General features: G+C 65.8%; 15 protein-coding genes. 9 read left to right on the top strand and 6 right to left on the bottom strand.

Going from position 1 to position 13,862, the window contains the following annotated elements; genetic code table 11:
• Positions 1-37 precede the first annotated feature (37 nt).
• Genes HWE17_RS07125 through HWE17_RS07115 form a run of 3 tightly spaced genes read right to left on the bottom strand, consistent with a single transcriptional unit; the run spans position 38 to position 4,144 of the window.
• Positions 38-2,356 carry a molybdopterin cofactor-binding domain-containing protein gene (locus HWE17_RS07125; protein ID WP_176388293.1) on the bottom strand — a complete coding sequence of 773 codons (2,319 nt, stop codon included), beginning with the start codon at positions 2,354-2,356 and terminating at the stop codon, positions 38-40.
• A complete protein-coding gene (locus HWE17_RS07120; protein WP_176388292.1) occupies positions 2,349-2,816 on the bottom strand; it encodes a (2Fe-2S)-binding protein in 468 nt (155 codons plus the stop codon). The genes HWE17_RS07125 and HWE17_RS07120 overlap by 8 nt, the downstream gene beginning before the upstream one ends.
• 29 nt (positions 2,817-2,845) lie before the next feature.
• Positions 2,846-4,144 carry a cytochrome c gene (locus HWE17_RS07115; protein ID WP_176388291.1) on the bottom strand — a complete coding sequence of 433 codons (1,299 nt, stop codon included), beginning with the start codon at positions 4,142-4,144 and terminating at the stop codon, positions 2,846-2,848.
• A gap of 190 nt (positions 4,145-4,334) precedes the next feature.
• On the opposite strand from HWE17_RS07115, the gene HWE17_RS07110 reads away from it, so the two are divergent.
• From HWE17_RS07110 to HWE17_RS07070, 9 genes are all read left to right on the top strand, one after another.
• Positions 4,335-5,987 (top strand): Na+/H+ antiporter, encoded by a 1,653-nt coding sequence (locus tag HWE17_RS07110; protein ID WP_099379635.1) that lies wholly within the window; start codon positions 4,335-4,337, stop codon positions 5,985-5,987.
• A gap of 194 nt (positions 5,988-6,181) precedes the next feature.
• Positions 6,182-6,763: a YfiR family protein gene (locus HWE17_RS07105; RefSeq protein ID WP_369681712.1), complete on the top strand. Its 582-nt coding sequence runs from the start codon at positions 6,182-6,184 to the stop codon at positions 6,761-6,763.
• Positions 6,760-8,031 carry a diguanylate cyclase gene (locus tag HWE17_RS07100; RefSeq protein WP_176388290.1) on the top strand — a complete coding sequence of 424 codons (1,272 nt, stop codon included), beginning with the start codon at positions 6,760-6,762 and terminating at the stop codon, positions 8,029-8,031. Before HWE17_RS07105 ends, HWE17_RS07100 begins: the two co-directional genes overlap by 4 nt.
• 16 nt (positions 8,032-8,047) lie before the next feature.
• Positions 8,048-8,551 (top strand): OmpA family protein, encoded by a 504-nt coding sequence (locus tag HWE17_RS07095; protein WP_035817656.1) that lies wholly within the window; start codon positions 8,048-8,050, stop codon positions 8,549-8,551.
• A 32-nt stretch (positions 8,552-8,583) separates the two neighbouring features.
• Positions 8,584-9,054, top strand: coding sequence for a gluconokinase (locus tag HWE17_RS07090; protein WP_176388344.1), 471 nt, complete (start codon positions 8,584-8,586; stop codon positions 9,052-9,054).
• Positions 9,055-9,124: 70 nt separating this feature from the next.
• Positions 9,125-9,442, top strand: a complete 318-nt coding sequence (locus HWE17_RS07085) for a DUF3144 domain-containing protein (RefSeq protein ID WP_034782889.1) — start codon at positions 9,125-9,127, stop codon at positions 9,440-9,442.
• On the top strand, positions 9,442-10,356 hold the full coding sequence (locus HWE17_RS07080) for a fatty acid desaturase (protein ID WP_176388289.1): 915 nt from the start codon (positions 9,442-9,444) through the stop codon (positions 10,354-10,356). The genes HWE17_RS07085 and HWE17_RS07080 overlap by 1 nt, the downstream gene beginning before the upstream one ends.
• Before the next feature lie 82 nt (positions 10,357-10,438).
• Positions 10,439-10,834 carry a helix-turn-helix domain-containing protein gene (locus HWE17_RS07075; protein ID WP_099379638.1) on the top strand — a complete coding sequence of 132 codons (396 nt, stop codon included), beginning with the start codon at positions 10,439-10,441 and terminating at the stop codon, positions 10,832-10,834.
• On the top strand, positions 10,816-11,175 hold the full coding sequence (locus HWE17_RS07070) for a hypothetical protein (protein ID WP_099402429.1): 360 nt from the start codon (positions 10,816-10,818) through the stop codon (positions 11,173-11,175). The genes HWE17_RS07075 and HWE17_RS07070 overlap by 19 nt, the downstream gene beginning before the upstream one ends.
• Before the next feature lie 4 nt (positions 11,176-11,179).
• Here HWE17_RS07070 and HWE17_RS07065 read toward each other — a convergent pair whose 3' ends face one another.
• The 3 genes from HWE17_RS07065 to HWE17_RS07055 all read right to left on the bottom strand — a co-directional run bounded on the left by HWE17_RS07065 (position 11,180) and on the right by HWE17_RS07055 (position 13,779).
• Positions 11,180-11,719 carry a gamma carbonic anhydrase family protein gene (locus tag HWE17_RS07065; RefSeq protein WP_099402430.1) on the bottom strand — a complete coding sequence of 180 codons (540 nt, stop codon included), beginning with the start codon at positions 11,717-11,719 and terminating at the stop codon, positions 11,180-11,182.
• Between the two features lie 37 nt (positions 11,720-11,756).
• Positions 11,757-12,488 (bottom strand): CPBP family intramembrane glutamic endopeptidase, encoded by a 732-nt coding sequence (locus HWE17_RS07060; RefSeq protein ID WP_176388288.1) that lies wholly within the window; start codon positions 12,486-12,488, stop codon positions 11,757-11,759.
• Positions 12,489-12,573: 85 nt separating this feature from the next.
• Complete coding sequence (locus HWE17_RS07055) at positions 12,574-13,779, bottom strand: benzoate/H(+) symporter BenE family transporter (RefSeq protein ID WP_217916718.1); 1,206 nt, start codon at positions 13,777-13,779, stop codon at positions 12,574-12,576.
• Between the last annotated feature and the right edge of the window lie 83 nt (positions 13,780-13,862).

The raw sequence follows: 13,862 nt of genomic DNA, 5'->3' as shown, positions 1-13,862 counted from the left end.
CACGCGCGGCGCACGTCAAATTCGCCGCGCGCCCGCATCAGACGGCGCCGTGCCGGTCCAGCCCCTTCAGCACGGCTTCCGGACGGATCGGCAAATGCCGCACGCGCGAAGCGACGGCGGCAAAGATGGCGTTGCCGATCGCCGGCGCCACGGCCGTCGTGGGTGGTTCGCCCATGCCCGTCGATGTTTGCGTACTAGCAACAAATTCGATATCGAGCTCGGGCACATCGGCCATGCGCAGCGGCGTGTAGGTATTCAGGTTGGTATCCTTCACTTCGCCGTTGAGGAAAGCCGTGCCTTCATGCAAGGCCATGCTCACGCCCCACAGGGCGCCCCCTTCCGCCTGCGCCAGCGCGCCATCGGGGTCGACGATGCTGCCCGCGTCGATCACCATGAACAGCTTTTCGACTTTCACCATGCAAGTGCTGCGGTCCACTTTTACCCGCGCAACGCACGCCGTCCAGGTGGGCATGTCGCGTTCCTGGCCGAAGGTGGCGGCAATGCCCAGGCCCGTATCGGGCGGCATGGCCGTGCCCCAGCCGGCTTTTTCCGCCACGCGCCGCAGCACGTGGGCCAGGCGCGCTGCGCCGCCGACGGCGTTCGGCGCGCTGCCCGCGTTGCGCCCCGTGGCCTGCAACAGCGACAAACGGAACGCCAGCGGATCGACCTTGGCCGCCTGCGCCGCCTCGTCCATAAAACTTTCCACCGCCCAATTCGTCCAGCCGGGGCCAACGGAGCGCAGCCAGCCAGGGCGGAAACTGCTATTGGCCAGGTCGTTCGACACGGCCCGCACGCGCTGCGCGCCCACCGTGTACCAGTGGTCGGCGCCGGCGATGGCAAACGGATCATAAGGATGGCCCTGCTTATCCTTGGCCAGGAAGGCGGGAATCATCGCTTGCGTGGGCCAGCCCGCGCTCGCTTCGTGCACCATCGCCGACACCTTGCCCGCGTCGTCGAACGCCATGCGCACATGCTGCACGGACGGCGAACGGGGCGAATCGAAACGGGCGTCGTCGGATCGCGTGCAAATCATCTTGACGGGGCGCCCCACGGCTTGCGCGGCCAGCGCGGCCGGCACGCAATAATCGCCATTCAGGCGCCGCCCGAAACCGCCGCCGAGCAGATAGGTGTGCAGCATCACCTTGCTTTCCGGCACATTCAACGCTTGCGCCAGCACGGGCAGGATCAGCGATTGCCACTGGTTGCCCGCATGAATGTGCCAGACACCGTCGATTTCCTGCGCCAGCGCATTGACAGGTTCCAGCTGGAAATGCAACACGGTGCTGGTCGTGTAGTGGCGTTCCAGCTGCAGGCTGGCATCGTTGAACGCTTGTTCCACGCCATCATCATCGACCACGCGGGCGCCCAGGCTCGCATCGGCCAGTTGCTTGGTGGCGTAGTTGAGAATATCCTGTTCCGCCACGTGGGCCGCCGCGCCGGCCCGCCATTTCACTTGCACCAGGTCGGCCGCGCGCATGGCGGCCGCATACGTTTCGGCCACCACCATGACCCAGCCGGGCACCGTGCCGCTGGGGTCTTGCAGGGCGAACGAACGCAGGTAGCCCTGCACCTTCCTGGCCGCCGAGTCATCGATGGACACCACTTTCGCGCCGTAGCGCGTGGGCGGGATCTTCGGGCGCGCAAACAGCATGCCCTCGATTTCCGCATCAATGCCGTACACGGCCGTGCCATTGATTTTCGCGGGAATGTCCAGCGCCTGCACGTTCTGGCCGATCAGGCTGCGCTGCCGCGGCGTTTTCAGCACGATGGCTTTCAGTTGCTCGGGCGTGTACTGGCGCGCCAGCTTGCCACGGCGCACGATGTCGCCATAGCTGATCGAGCGCCCCCGGCCATGCACGACGCCCAGCCTGGCGTGGCAGGCGGACACCGGCAGGCGCAACAGGCGCGCCCCCTCCTCGACCAGCGCCAGGCGCCCGGCCGCGCCGGCACGGCTGAGCGGGTCGAAATTCTGCCAGACGGACCAGCTGCCGCCCGTCACCATCAGTCCCCATTTCGGGTCCGTATCCACGTAATGCAGGCGCACCTTGCTCCAGTCCGCTTCCAGCTCCTCGGCCACGATGCGCGCCAGCGCCGTACCGATGTGCTGCCCCATTTCCGCCTTGGCGATGTTGACGGTGACGATGCCGTCGCGGCCGATCTGGAACCAGATGCTGGGGTCGAACACGGGCGCAACGGTTTGTTTCGACGGCACGGATGCCGCCTTGCCGGCGGCCAGGGAACTGTCAGCGCGCAAGAAGGCCAGGGTAAAACCCGTGCCGGCGGCGGCGATCAGGAAACCGCGCCGGCCCAGCGCGCTGGGACGGGCAGTTGAATTTTCTTTCGGCAACTTAAACACCGGGCGCCTCCTGCATGCCGGCCGCCAGTTTAATGGCCTTGCGGATGCGCACATACGCCATGCAGCGGCACAGGTTGCCGCTCATGACGGCATCGATATTCGCATCCGTCGGCTGCGGATAATCTTTCAACAAAGTGGCCGCCTGCATGATCTGGCCCGACTGGCAATAGCCGCACTGGGGCGCTTGCGTGGCGAGCCATGCCCGCTGCAAGGGGTGCGTGCCATCGGGCGAGAGGCCTTCGATGGTGGTGATGGCGCAGCCGGCCACGGCGGCAATCGGCGTGATGCACGAGCGCATGGCGCGGCCATCCACGTGCACGGTGCAGGCGCCGCACATGCCGATGCCGCAGCCAAACTTCGTGCCTTTTAATTGAACTTCGTCGCGCAGCACCCACAGCAGGGGCGTCTCGGCGTCGGCCTCGGTGCCAAAGGGCTGGCCATTGACAATAAGGTTATACATAAGTGTTATACATAAGAAACTTTCAAGAATTACTTGCCGGCGCGCGCGCGTGCCACGGCTGCTTCCAGATTCGTCCAGGCCGGCTGGTGGCTGCGGCTGCGGCGCAAATAGGCGGCCAGCTGGGCCACGTCGTTATCCGTCAACGAGGCGGCAAAGCCGGGCATCAGCACGCCGGGCATGGCGTCATCCTTGCTCAAGCCGTGCAGTATCACCTGGATCAGGTTGGCTGGATCGGGCGCGCTGACGGCGCTGTTCAGGCTTAGTTCCGGACGCAGCGCCGCAGGCTTGCCGTCGCTGTTCGAATGGCACGACGCACAGGCGGCCACGTACAGGCTGGCGCCACGGTCGTTGTCGACCAGGCTGACGCGCTGTGAGCGGGCGATGCCGGCTTTGACCACGCTATCGGTATCGATCTGGCGCTGCTCCGCCCCGGCCACGCCCGCAAAATACGTTGCCAGCGCGCGGATATCGCTATCGGGCGAGGCACCCATGCCTTCGTGCACGACGGCCGACATGGGCCCGGCCGCCACGCCGTGCAGGGCCGTCGCGCCCGTGCGCAAAAAGGCGTACAGCTCGTCCTGCGTCCACGGCAAGGGCGCCGTATTGGCGCTGGTCAAGGCTGGCGCATACCAGTGGTCGATGGCCGCGCCCAGATACGACGAGCCGGCAAGCTCGGCGCCCAGCGCATTGCGCGGCGTGTGGCAGGCGGCGCAATGGGCCAGGCCTTCGGCCAGGTAGCGGCCCCGGTTCCAGTCCAGGCCTTGCGCGGGGTTCAGCTGAAAGCTGGCTGGCTTGAAGAACAGCAGCTTCCAGCCTGCCTGCAAGGGACGCAAGTTCAGGGGGAAAGGCACGCTGTTGGCGGGCGCCACCGCATACACGGGCGGGCGCGTCATGACATACGCGTACAGGGCCGTCAGGTCGGCATCCGAGACAAGATTAAAATGGGTGTACGGAAAGACGGGATACAAATGGGCGCCATCGCGGCCCACGCCTTCGCGCATGGCCCGCTGGAAGGCGGCCAGCGACCAGCGGCCGATGCCCGTTTGCCGGTCGGGCGTGATATTCGTCGCGTATATCGTGCCGAACGGCGTGGCCAGGCCGTGGCCGCCCGCATACTCGGCGCCGCCCTTGGCCGTGTGGCAGGCGGCGCAATTGCCCATGCCGGCCAGGATGCGCCCACGCTCCACCACTTGCGGGGAAAAGGCCGTGGCGGCAGGCGGATCGATGGGCGCCAGCGCGGGGCGCCAGTAATACAGGTAAGCGGCCAGGGCCGCCACGATGAGCAATGCCAGCGACAGCAGCAAGCCGGTGAAGATTTTCTTGAGCAAAACAGGAGTCCGGTAAGAGGCCAGGCACGCGCCTGCCGCGCACGGACGGCGGCAGCAGGGCAGATTGTGGCAATGAATGGGAGAATCTTACCGCGATTGTGACTTGTTGTATGTACGCAATGACACGCAGGCGATGCCTGCAGGCGGGCTGCGCCTTATAATCAGCGTTTCAGCACGCCGCCGCTCCTTCATGCATACCGTTACCATCATCCTCATCCTCGTGTTGACCGTCGTCCTGTGCGGCTTTCTCGCCCGCTCGCGCTGGGTCAAGCTGCCGCTGCCGCTGATCCAGATCGCCGGCGGCACGGGATTGGCCGTGTTTGGCGTGCAAGTGCCGCTCGATCCCGACATTTTCTTCCTGCTCTTCATTCCGCCGCTGCTGTTTCTCGATGGCTGGCGCATTCCCAAGGGCGCCTTCTTTTCCGACGCGCGCTCGATCCTGATGCTGGCCATCGGCCTGGTGCTGTTTACCGTGCTGGGCATGGGCTTTTTCATCGACTGGCTCATTCCCAGCGTGCCGCTGGCCGTCGCCTTCGCGCTCGGCGCCATCCTGTCGCCGACGGACCCCGTGGCCGTCTCGGCGATTGCCGCCGGCAACCCGATCCCGCCGCGCCTGATGCACATCCTCGAAGGCGAATCCCTGCTCAACGACGCGTCGGGCCTCGTCTGCTTCACGTTTGCCGTGGGCGCCATGATGACGGGCGGCTTTTCCATCGGCGCCGCCTCGCTGAGTTTCTTGCAGGAAGCGGGCGGCGGCATCATCATCGGCCTGGCCATCTCCTGGGGCGTGGGCCTGGCGAATAAATGGCTGGTGAGCAAGGTCGGCGAAGAGCCGGGCCTGCAAATTCTCATCAGCATCCTGATCCCGTTCGCCGCCTACCTGGGCGCCGAACAAATCCACGGTTCCGGCATCCTGGCCGCCGCCACGGCGGGCGTGTCCATGCATTACGCCGACCTGATCGGCCGTCCGCTGGCCGCCACGCGCACCCAGCGCAAGGCCGTGTGGGATACCGTGCAACTGGTCTTGAATGGCGTGATCTTCGTCATGCTGGGCGCGCAGCTGCCCACCACCGTTGCCGGCTTGCCGGCCGCCTCCGCCGAAATCGGCGCCGGCAGCGCCTGGAAACTGCCCCTGTTCGTCATCGCCATCACGGTGGGGCTGACCTTCATGCGCTTCCTGTGGGTCTTCATTTCCATGAAGCTGACCCTGTTCAAGCACCACAAGAAGGTGGCGGGCGAATCGAAGGACGCGGCGCTGCTGGCCCGTCCCAGCCTGCGCTTGCTGCTGGTGGCGTCGTTCGCGGGCGTGCGCGGCGCGCTGACCCTGGCCGGCATCCTGACCCTGCCCTTGTTCTTGCCCGACGGCACGCGCTTTCCCGCGCGCGACCTCGTCATCTTCCTCGCCATGGGGGTGATTTTATTGTCGCTGCTGCTGGCCAGCGTCACCTTGCCCTTGCTGACCAAGGGCCTCGTGTTCGCGCCGCCCGCGCGCCGCTCGACGGAAGAGCGCAATGCCCGCGCCGCCGCCGCCGAAGCGGCCATCGCGCGGCTGGAAAAAGTGTGCGAAGGCATCGACAAGAATGACAAGCAGCAAGTCGTCACGGAGGCGGCCAACCGCCTGATCGAAGCCTACCGGCGCCGCCTGGCGTATGGCGAAAGCAGCAACGACGAGGCGATGCGGCTGCAGGAACTGGCCAAGGCCGAGCGGGCGCTGCGCCTGGAAGCGCTCAATGCCGAGCGGGACGAACTGTTCCGCCGCCGCATCTCGGGTGAACTGGACGACACCATCCATTTGCGCCTGCTGCGCGAAATCGACTTGCTGGAAGCGACATTGGAAGAATAGCAACACTTTGAGGCGGCATGGCAGTGTTGATAAGTAATTCTCATGGCAAAGAATGCAAGTTTTAACATTCGTGTTTATAATGCAAGGTTTATGGCGTAGCGCCGTGATTTACTTTCAACAGGGACTTCCGTAGAGTCTGTGTTGCTGCGTAACTATTTGAATAGCCCCCCGACCTGCATAAAGACACCGACGCCGTGCCCTCCTCTTCCCGCCACCGGCAGCGCCCAGCGCCGCCTGTCCTGCTCGCTGCCGTGCTGCTGGCCTCGTTGCTCGCCTGCGCTGCGCTGGCGCCGTGCGCCGCGTGGGCACAATCGGGCGCGGCGGTGGACGCCAGGCGTCCCGCCGAGGTGGCCCAGGTCCTGTTCGGCATCATCAGCTATGTGCGCTGGCCCGTGGCGCGCCAGGAAGTGCGCGTCTGCATGCTCGGCGCGCCCCGCTACGGCGCGGCCATCGTCGACAAGCCCGCTTCCAGCCTGGGCCAGCGCATCCGCGTGAAAATCCCGGCGGTGGCCAGCACGGCCGGCGAATGCGACGTCGTCTACATGGGCAGCCTGCCCGAGGGCGAACGCGAGCATCTGCTGGCGCAGATCATCGGCAAGCCGATCTTGTCGGTCGCCGAACCGGGCACTTCCTGCACCGTGGGCACCATGTTCTGCCTGCGCCTGAACGAGGCGCAGATCGGTTTTGACGTCAACCTCGACGCCATCGCCCGCAGCGGCCTGCGCGTGCATCCGAACGCCTTGCAAATTGCACGTCGCAAGGGACCGCCGCCATGAGCGCCCGCCTGAACAACAAGCCTGCCCGCCAGCCCCGCCCCACGCTCGACAGCGTGCTGCGGCGCGCCCACCTGAGCGTGTCGCTGATCGCCGTGCTGGCGGCCGGCCTGACCCTGACGGCCGTGGCGCTGCTGGCCCTGCGCGTGTATTCGGACCAGAACCTGCGCCTGGTGGCCCGCTCGATGAGCTACACGGTGGAAGGGGCCGTCGTCTTTGGCGACTCCATGGCCGCCAGGGAAGCGCTGGCCCTGATAGGCGTGAATGAAGATATCGACCAGGCGCAAGTGAGCGACATGGCCGGCAAGGTGCTGGCCCGCTGGGAACGGGGCGAACACGGCACGCGCTACTACATCGAACGCGCGCTGACGGGCTGGATGCTGCCCGATTCGCTGACCTTCCCCATCACGCGCAATGAACAGGCCATCGGCAGCATCAAGCTGGTGCCGCACAGCCGCAGCCTGCTGCCCTTCCTGCTCAGCGGCCTGTCCTGCCTGCTCGCCTGCCTGGTACTGAGCCTGGTCGTCGCCGTGCGCCTGTCGCGCCGCATGGAGACGGAGATCACGTCGCCGCTGCGCCACCTGGCGGAAACGGCGCACCGCGTGCGGCGCGACCGCTCGTTCGAACTGCGCGTGCCGCCGGCCAATATCGCCGAACTGAACCAGATCAATGACGACTTCAACGCCCTGCTCGACGAACTGGAAGCATGGCAAAGCCATCTGCAGAAGGAACACGCCTCGCTGTCGCACCGCGCCAACCACGACAGCCTGACGGGCCTGTCGAACCGCGCCTTCATGGAAGCGGAACTGGAACGCGCCATCCTCGACGCGCGGGTCGGCAATGGCAAGGTGGCCGTGCTGTTCCTCGACAGCGACCGGTTCAAATACATCAACGACACCTTCGGACACGCCTCGGGCGACCGGGTACTGGTGACGATCGCCGCGCGCATCAAGCAGCAATTGCGCGAAGGCGACCTGGTGGCACGCCTGGGCGGCGACGAATTCGCCATCCTGCTCAAGCCGCTGCGCAACAGCAGCGACGCCATGCACATCGCCGACAACATCATCGCCGCCATGGCGCAAGCCATTGAACTGCCCACTGGCAACAGCATCGTCAGCTCGCTGACCATCGGCGTGGCCGTCTTCCCCGATCACGCCATCGACGCCGTCTCGCTGGTCGGCGCGGCGGACGAAGCCATGTACCGCGCCAAGCAGGCGCAACGCGGCACGCGCCAGGTCGCGCGCCTGCCGCAACCCCATATTCACCCCTGAACCAAGGAGCAACACCATGCAATCCATCTACACGCAATTACGCCGCGGCTTCCTCGGCTTGTTCATGCTGGGCCTGCTGGCCGCCTGCCAGAGCACGCCAGAGACCAAACCCGTGTTCAACGCCGAGCAAGTCGCCACCCTGAAGGAGCAAGGCTTCAACCAGACGGACGAAGGCTGGGAACTGAGCTTTACCGACAAGCTGCTGTTCGAGTTCGACGCCGCCAAACTGATCCCGCCCAGCCGCGTCGCCATCCAGAAAATCAGCGCCGCCCTGCTGAAAGTGGGCATCACCCACATGCGCGTGGAAGGCCATACGGATAACGAAGGCACGGAAGCGTACAACAACAAGCTGTCGCTGGCGCGCGCCAACGTGGTGGCCGACGCCATGAGCGCCTCGGGCATTCCACGCGACAACATCACCGTCAAGGGCCTGGGCATGAGTAAACCCGTGGCCTCGAACGCCAGCAAGACGGGCAAGGCGGAAAACCGCCGCGTCACCGTCATCGTGTCGGCCCCTTGAACGTGGGCGTGCCCGCCGTGCGCTGGGTCGTGATGGGCGTGTCCGGCTGCGGCAAGAGCGCCGTCGGCAAGCTGCTGGCCGACGCCTTGCACGTGCCGTATGTGGAAGGCGACGACGTGCATACGCCGGAAAACGTGGCCAGGATGGCGGCCGGCATTGCGCTCGACGACGCCGACCGGGCCGGCTGGCTGGCCGCCCTGCGCGAGCGCATCGCCACGGCCCGCGCGCAAGGCAGCGGCCTCGTCGTCTCCTGCTCGGCCCTGAAACGCGCCTACCGCAACGTGCTGCGCGCTGGCGACCCTGCCCTGCGCTTTGTCCACCTCGATGGCCCGCGCGCCGTGCTGGAAAGCCGCTTGCACCGCCCCGGCCATTTCATGCCGGCCAGCCTGCTCGACAGCCAGCTGGCCACCCTGCAGCCCCTGCAGGCGGACGAAGCCGGCATCGTGCTCGACATCCGCCAGCCGCTGGCCGTGCTGGTCGAACAGATCCTGCAAGCGCCCTGAGCGGCGGCCGCGCGGCTGGACAGCCCGCGCCCCCCTGTGTAGACTGGCGCGCACTTTCATGAGGGATTTTATGAGCACACCAACGACAAAACCAGCACCGGGCCCGGAATTCTGGGAACGCGCCGACCAGGTCATCGCCCTGGCCAATGAGCAATGCATGCACAGCGGCGGCAATGAAGTGGCCACCTCGCTGCTGTACGCGGCCGCCCGCTTCAACGCCTTCCTCGTCGCCAGCAAGAGCAACGACGTGGCCAAGATGCAGGAAGAAAAGGAAGGCGCCGTGGCCTTCTTCACGGAACAGTACAAGCGCATGCTGACCGACAACTTCAACGACTACATCACCAACTTCGACAAATACACGCAACCATCGTCGGCCCCCAAGGGTTGATGACGGCGGCCAGCCTGGATGGCCACCGCGCCCGCGCCAGCCACGCCGATAGCGTGCTGAACGGTACGGTGCGCTTTGCGCCGTTGCCATCGCTATGGCTGGCCGCCATGCTGGCCGGCGCCGTGACTGGCGCCCTGTGCTTCTTCAGCTGGACGGGCGTGGCGCTGTTTATCGTCAGCACGGCCATCGTCCTGCTGTTCGGCCATTCGCTGGGCAGCCACCGCAAACTGATCCACGACAGCTTTGCATGCCCAAAATGGCTGGAATACCTGCTCGTGTACCTGGGCGTGCTGGTGGGCCTGAGCGGCCCGCTGGCCTTGCTGCGCCAGCATGAGCTGCGCGACTATGCGCAGCGCCTGCCCGCTTGCCACCCCTATCTGCGCCACGGCGCCGGCTTCTGGCGCGATGCGTGGTGGCAACTGCATTGCCGTCTGGACCTCGACCACCCGCCGCACATCGCCATCGAAGCGCGCATCGCGCACGACCGCTTTTACCGCTTTCTGGAAAGAAGCTGGATGCTGCAGCAACTGCCGTGGGCCGTGCTGTTCTACGTCTGGGGCGGCTGGGGCCTGGTCTGCTGGGGCGTCTGCGCGCGGGTCAGCGCCGGCGTGCTCGGCCACTGGCTGATCGGCTACTTCGCCCACAACCATGGCCAGATGCACTTTTACGTCGACGGCGCCGCCGTGCAAGGCAGGAATATCCGCCTGACGTCGCTGCTGACGATGGGCGAATGCTGGCACAACAACCATCACGCGTATCCGGGCTCAGCCAGGCTGGGCCTGCTGCCGGGCGAATGGGACCCGGGCTGGTGGATGCTGCTGCTGTTGCGGCGCCTGGGCCTCGTGTCCGGCCTGCGCCTGCCGCAAGACCTGGCGCCGCGGCCGGAACTGCGCGAAACGACTGTCCGCAGATAGTTGTTGACCAATCGTTCACCAATACCTATAGTGGTGGCAGACACGGGGCATCCCGCCCCGCCGCACACTTTGCACCGCTACCATGGCCAGACCGCGCAACTTTGACGAAGCCACCGTGACCAGCCAGGCCGCCGCCGTCTTTGGCAGCCTGGGCTACAACGCCGCGTCGATCGATGACCTGGTCAAGGCGACGGGTTTGCTGCGCGGCAGCCTGTACAAGGCTTTCGGTTCCAAGCGCCATCTGTTTGAGCGCGTGCTGACGCAAGCACTGCAGCCTGGCTGGCCAGCGCGGGAAGAAGCCGTCGATTTGCTGATCATCGCCCTGAAGGAACTGGCGCCCTCTGACGCCGCGATCACGGCACTGTGCCGTGCCGCCGTGCTGGACACGGGCGCCGATACGTCCCGCCTGCTGGGCGAACGCCTGTTAAGCCATCTGGATCAACCACCGAAGGAGACACCATGCCCAGCCTCGAATTGAACGACGATGCACTGACCATCCGCCTGGCCCTGTGGGAAAAGCTGGCGTCCTTTCACGGCAACCTGTGCATTCCCCTACGGCATGTGCGTGGCGCCACCGACGATGACGGTTTCCGCGGCGCGGCCTTGGGCTTGCGCGCACCGGGCACCAACTTGCCCGGAGTCATTTCGGCGGGTACTTACCACAAGGGCGGCGACCGCCAGTTCGTCTTCATGACGCGTGGCATGCAGCCACTGGTCATCGAATTGCAAGACGAAAAATGGGCGCGCCTGGTACTGGGCGTGCCTGATGCGCGCGCCATGGCGGCACGCATCAATGCGCTGGCCACGGCGCCAGCCTGACGCATCAGCCTGGCTCGCCAGCCAGGTAGTTGTTCTTCACGCGCACATAGTGCTCGGCCGAATAGCGCAGGTAGGCGATTTCCGCTTCCGTCAGCGCGCGTACCTTGGCGGCCGGGCGACCCACGTACAGGTGCCCGCTTTCCAGCACCTTGCCCGGCGACACCAGGCTGCCCGCGCCCAGCATCACGTGTTTTTCCACCACCACGTCATCCATGACGATGCTGCCCATGCCGATCAGGCACTCGTCGCCAATCGTGCAGCCATGCAAGATCACGGAGTGGCCGATGGTCACGTACTTGCCGATGGTCAAGGGTGAACCGTCGGGCTTGGCCGCGTTCTTGTGCGACACATGGCCCATGGAAAAGTCCTGGATGTTGCTGCCTTCGCCGATGACGATGCGGTTGACGTCGCCGCGCAGCACGCTGTTGCACCAGATGGAGCAGTCGTCGCCGATCTGCACGTCGCCAATCACTTGCGCCGTGTCATGCAGGTAGACGCGCTCGCCCACGACGGGACGGGTATTCAGGTAGGAACTGACAGGCATCGCTTTCTCACTCTTCATTAAATTGAAACAACAGGATTCACACCCAGCCGGCGGCCAGCGCAAAAATCGCCAGGCCATGGGCCAGGGACGCGCCCAGCAAGCCGGCACGGCAATATACCAGCCCCGCCACCACGCCTTCAATCACGGTGAACACGAGGATGGGCGCGCCCACCTGCGTGACGGTGGTGGCAAGAAACGCGTGGCACAGGCCAAACAGCAGGCCCGACACGAGCGCCGCGCGCCAGGCCGGCAGCCAGGCGCGCAATTGCTGTTGCAGCAAGCCGCGAAACAGCAATTCCTCATAACAGTTGGCCGCCAGCGCAAAGCCCAGCAGCAAGGGTAGCAGCGATGGCGCGACGGGCGGCAGGGACGGCAAGCCGAACAACGCTTTCAAACCCGTCGCCAGCGCGATGATCAGTGCCGCACCCGCCACGCCCAGCAGCACGGACAGGACCGGCCGCATGCCGAACCAGTGGATCTGGCGGCGCGCCTCGCTTTCCAGCCAGCACGTGCTGGCCACCAGCCCCAGCGACATGGCGCCCAGCGCCAGCAAGACCAGCGGCGGCGCCGTGAAGCGCAAGCCGCCCGCCGCCACTTGCCAGTAGCCGTGCGCCGTCATCGCGTCGCGCGCCAGCACGAAAAACACGATGTGCACGAGCACCCGCAGCAGCGGCACCGTCCGGGGAACGGCCAGCAGCAAGGCGGCGCAGACGAGGAAGGCGGGCGTGATTGCCAGCAGATACTGCGCCAGGGAAGTCAGGTCGGCCATCGCTCACATCGGGAAAAGGACGGTGCCAACGGGCACGGGCGCAGCAATTGTATGCGGCGGCGGGCAACATGGGCAACCTGTCTTGCTATGCCGCCTTGCGCCAGCCATGCATCAACCCATGCACCGCCAGCCCGGCCGCCAGCCCCCACAGGGCGCCGCCCACGCCCAGCAGGGTCACGTTCGCGGCCGTGGCCAGGAAGGTGATCAGGGCCGTTTCGCGCATGCGCACGTCCGCCATCGCCTGCGCCAGGCTGTTGCCGATGGCGCCCAGCAAGGCCAGGCCCGCCAGCGCCGTGATGAAGGGGCGCGGCAAGACCATGAACAGGCTGGCCAGGGTGACGCCGAAGACGCCCACGAGAATGTACAGCACGCCGCACGCCAGCCCGGCGACATAGCGTTTCGACGGGTCCGCATGGGCATCCTTGCCCGTGCAGATGGCGGCCGTGATGGCGGCCACGTTGAAGGCATGCGCGCCGAACGGCGCCATGAGCAGCGAGCCGAGACCCGTCACCGTCAAAATCGGATTGGCGCTGACCTGGTAACCGTCATTGCGCAGCACCAGCATGCCGGGCATGTATTGGCCCGTCAGGGTGATCAGGAACAGGGGCAGCGCCACGCCCAGCAGGGACGCCACGGAAAAGCGCGGCATCTCGAACACGGGCGCGGCCAGGGCCAGTGCTATGCCTTGCGCATCGATGCGCCCCTGCGCCAGCAGCAGGGCCAGGCCGATCAGCATGATGCCGACCACGGCAAAGCGTGCCGTAAAGCGGCGCAGCACGGCGTACGACAACAGCAACACCACCACCAGCACGGGATCGGCGCTGGCGCCGCCGAACGCGTTCACGCCGAACTGCAGCAGGATGCCGGCCAGCAGACCGGCCGCGATGCCACCGGGGATCAGCCGCACGAGGCGTTCGAAGGCGCCGGACATGCCCAGCAGAATGAAGGCAATGGCGGAAATGATATAGGCGCCGATCACCTCGGCATACGGCGTGTGCGGCATCACGGTGGCAAGGAAGGCTACACCGGGCGTGGACCAGGCCGTGATGATGGGCGCGCGGTAGCGGTAGCTGAGCCAGATGCCCGTCACGCCCACGCCGATGCTCAGCGACCAGACCCAGGACGCCGTCTGCGCGGCGCTCAGCTGGGCCAGCTGGGCCGCCTGGAATACCAGCACGAAGGTGCCGCCATAGTTGACGAGCACGGAAATGAAGGCGGCCATGGCGGGGGACGCCAGGTCGCGCCAGCGCGCCCGGTCGGCCATGGCGGCGCTTGTTGTGGTGGTTGTCATGTATATGCCTCTGCCATTGAAAGCGAGCATATTAATGGTCACATGGACTGCTCAAGCAGGCCAATTCAAGCACATACAACAGA

Source organism: Janthinobacterium sp. BJB401, assembly GCF_013372745.1.
GTDB lineage: Bacteria > Pseudomonadota > Gammaproteobacteria > Burkholderiales > Burkholderiaceae_D > Janthinobacterium > Janthinobacterium rivuli.
The sequence above is the reverse complement of the archived record's forward strand: the minus strand, read 5'-3'. Positions and strand labels throughout refer to the sequence as shown.

Coding starts and splice junctions, on each gene's coding strand:
- HWE17_RS07085 (WP_034782889.1), top strand. CDS start 9,125: ATGAGCACACCAACGACAAAACCAGCACCGGGCCCGGAATTCTGGGAA.
- HWE17_RS07065 (WP_099402430.1), bottom strand. CDS start 11,719: ATGCCTGTCAGTTCCTACCTGAATACCCGTCCCGTCGTGGGCGAGCGC.
- HWE17_RS07075 (WP_099379638.1), top strand. CDS start 10,439: ATGGCCAGACCGCGCAACTTTGACGAAGCCACCGTGACCAGCCAGGCC.
- HWE17_RS07070 (WP_099402429.1), top strand. CDS start 10,816: ATGCCCAGCCTCGAATTGAACGACGATGCACTGACCATCCGCCTGGCC.
- HWE17_RS07095 (WP_035817656.1), top strand. CDS start 8,048: ATGCAATCCATCTACACGCAATTACGCCGCGGCTTCCTCGGCTTGTTC.
- HWE17_RS07080 (WP_176388289.1), top strand. CDS start 9,442: ATGACGGCGGCCAGCCTGGATGGCCACCGCGCCCGCGCCAGCCACGCC.
- HWE17_RS07110 (WP_099379635.1), top strand. CDS start 4,335: ATGCATACCGTTACCATCATCCTCATCCTCGTGTTGACCGTCGTCCTG.
- HWE17_RS07120 (WP_176388292.1), bottom strand. CDS start 2,816: ATGTATAACCTTATTGTCAATGGCCAGCCCTTTGGCACCGAGGCCGAC.
- HWE17_RS07055 (WP_217916718.1), bottom strand. CDS start 13,779: ATGACAACCACCACAACAAGCGCCGCCATGGCCGACCGGGCGCGCTGG.
- HWE17_RS07090 (WP_176388344.1), top strand. CDS start 8,584: ATGGGCGTGTCCGGCTGCGGCAAGAGCGCCGTCGGCAAGCTGCTGGCC.
- HWE17_RS07060 (WP_176388288.1), bottom strand. CDS start 12,488: ATGGCCGACCTGACTTCCCTGGCGCAGTATCTGCTGGCAATCACGCCC.
- HWE17_RS07100 (WP_176388290.1), top strand. CDS start 6,760: ATGAGCGCCCGCCTGAACAACAAGCCTGCCCGCCAGCCCCGCCCCACG.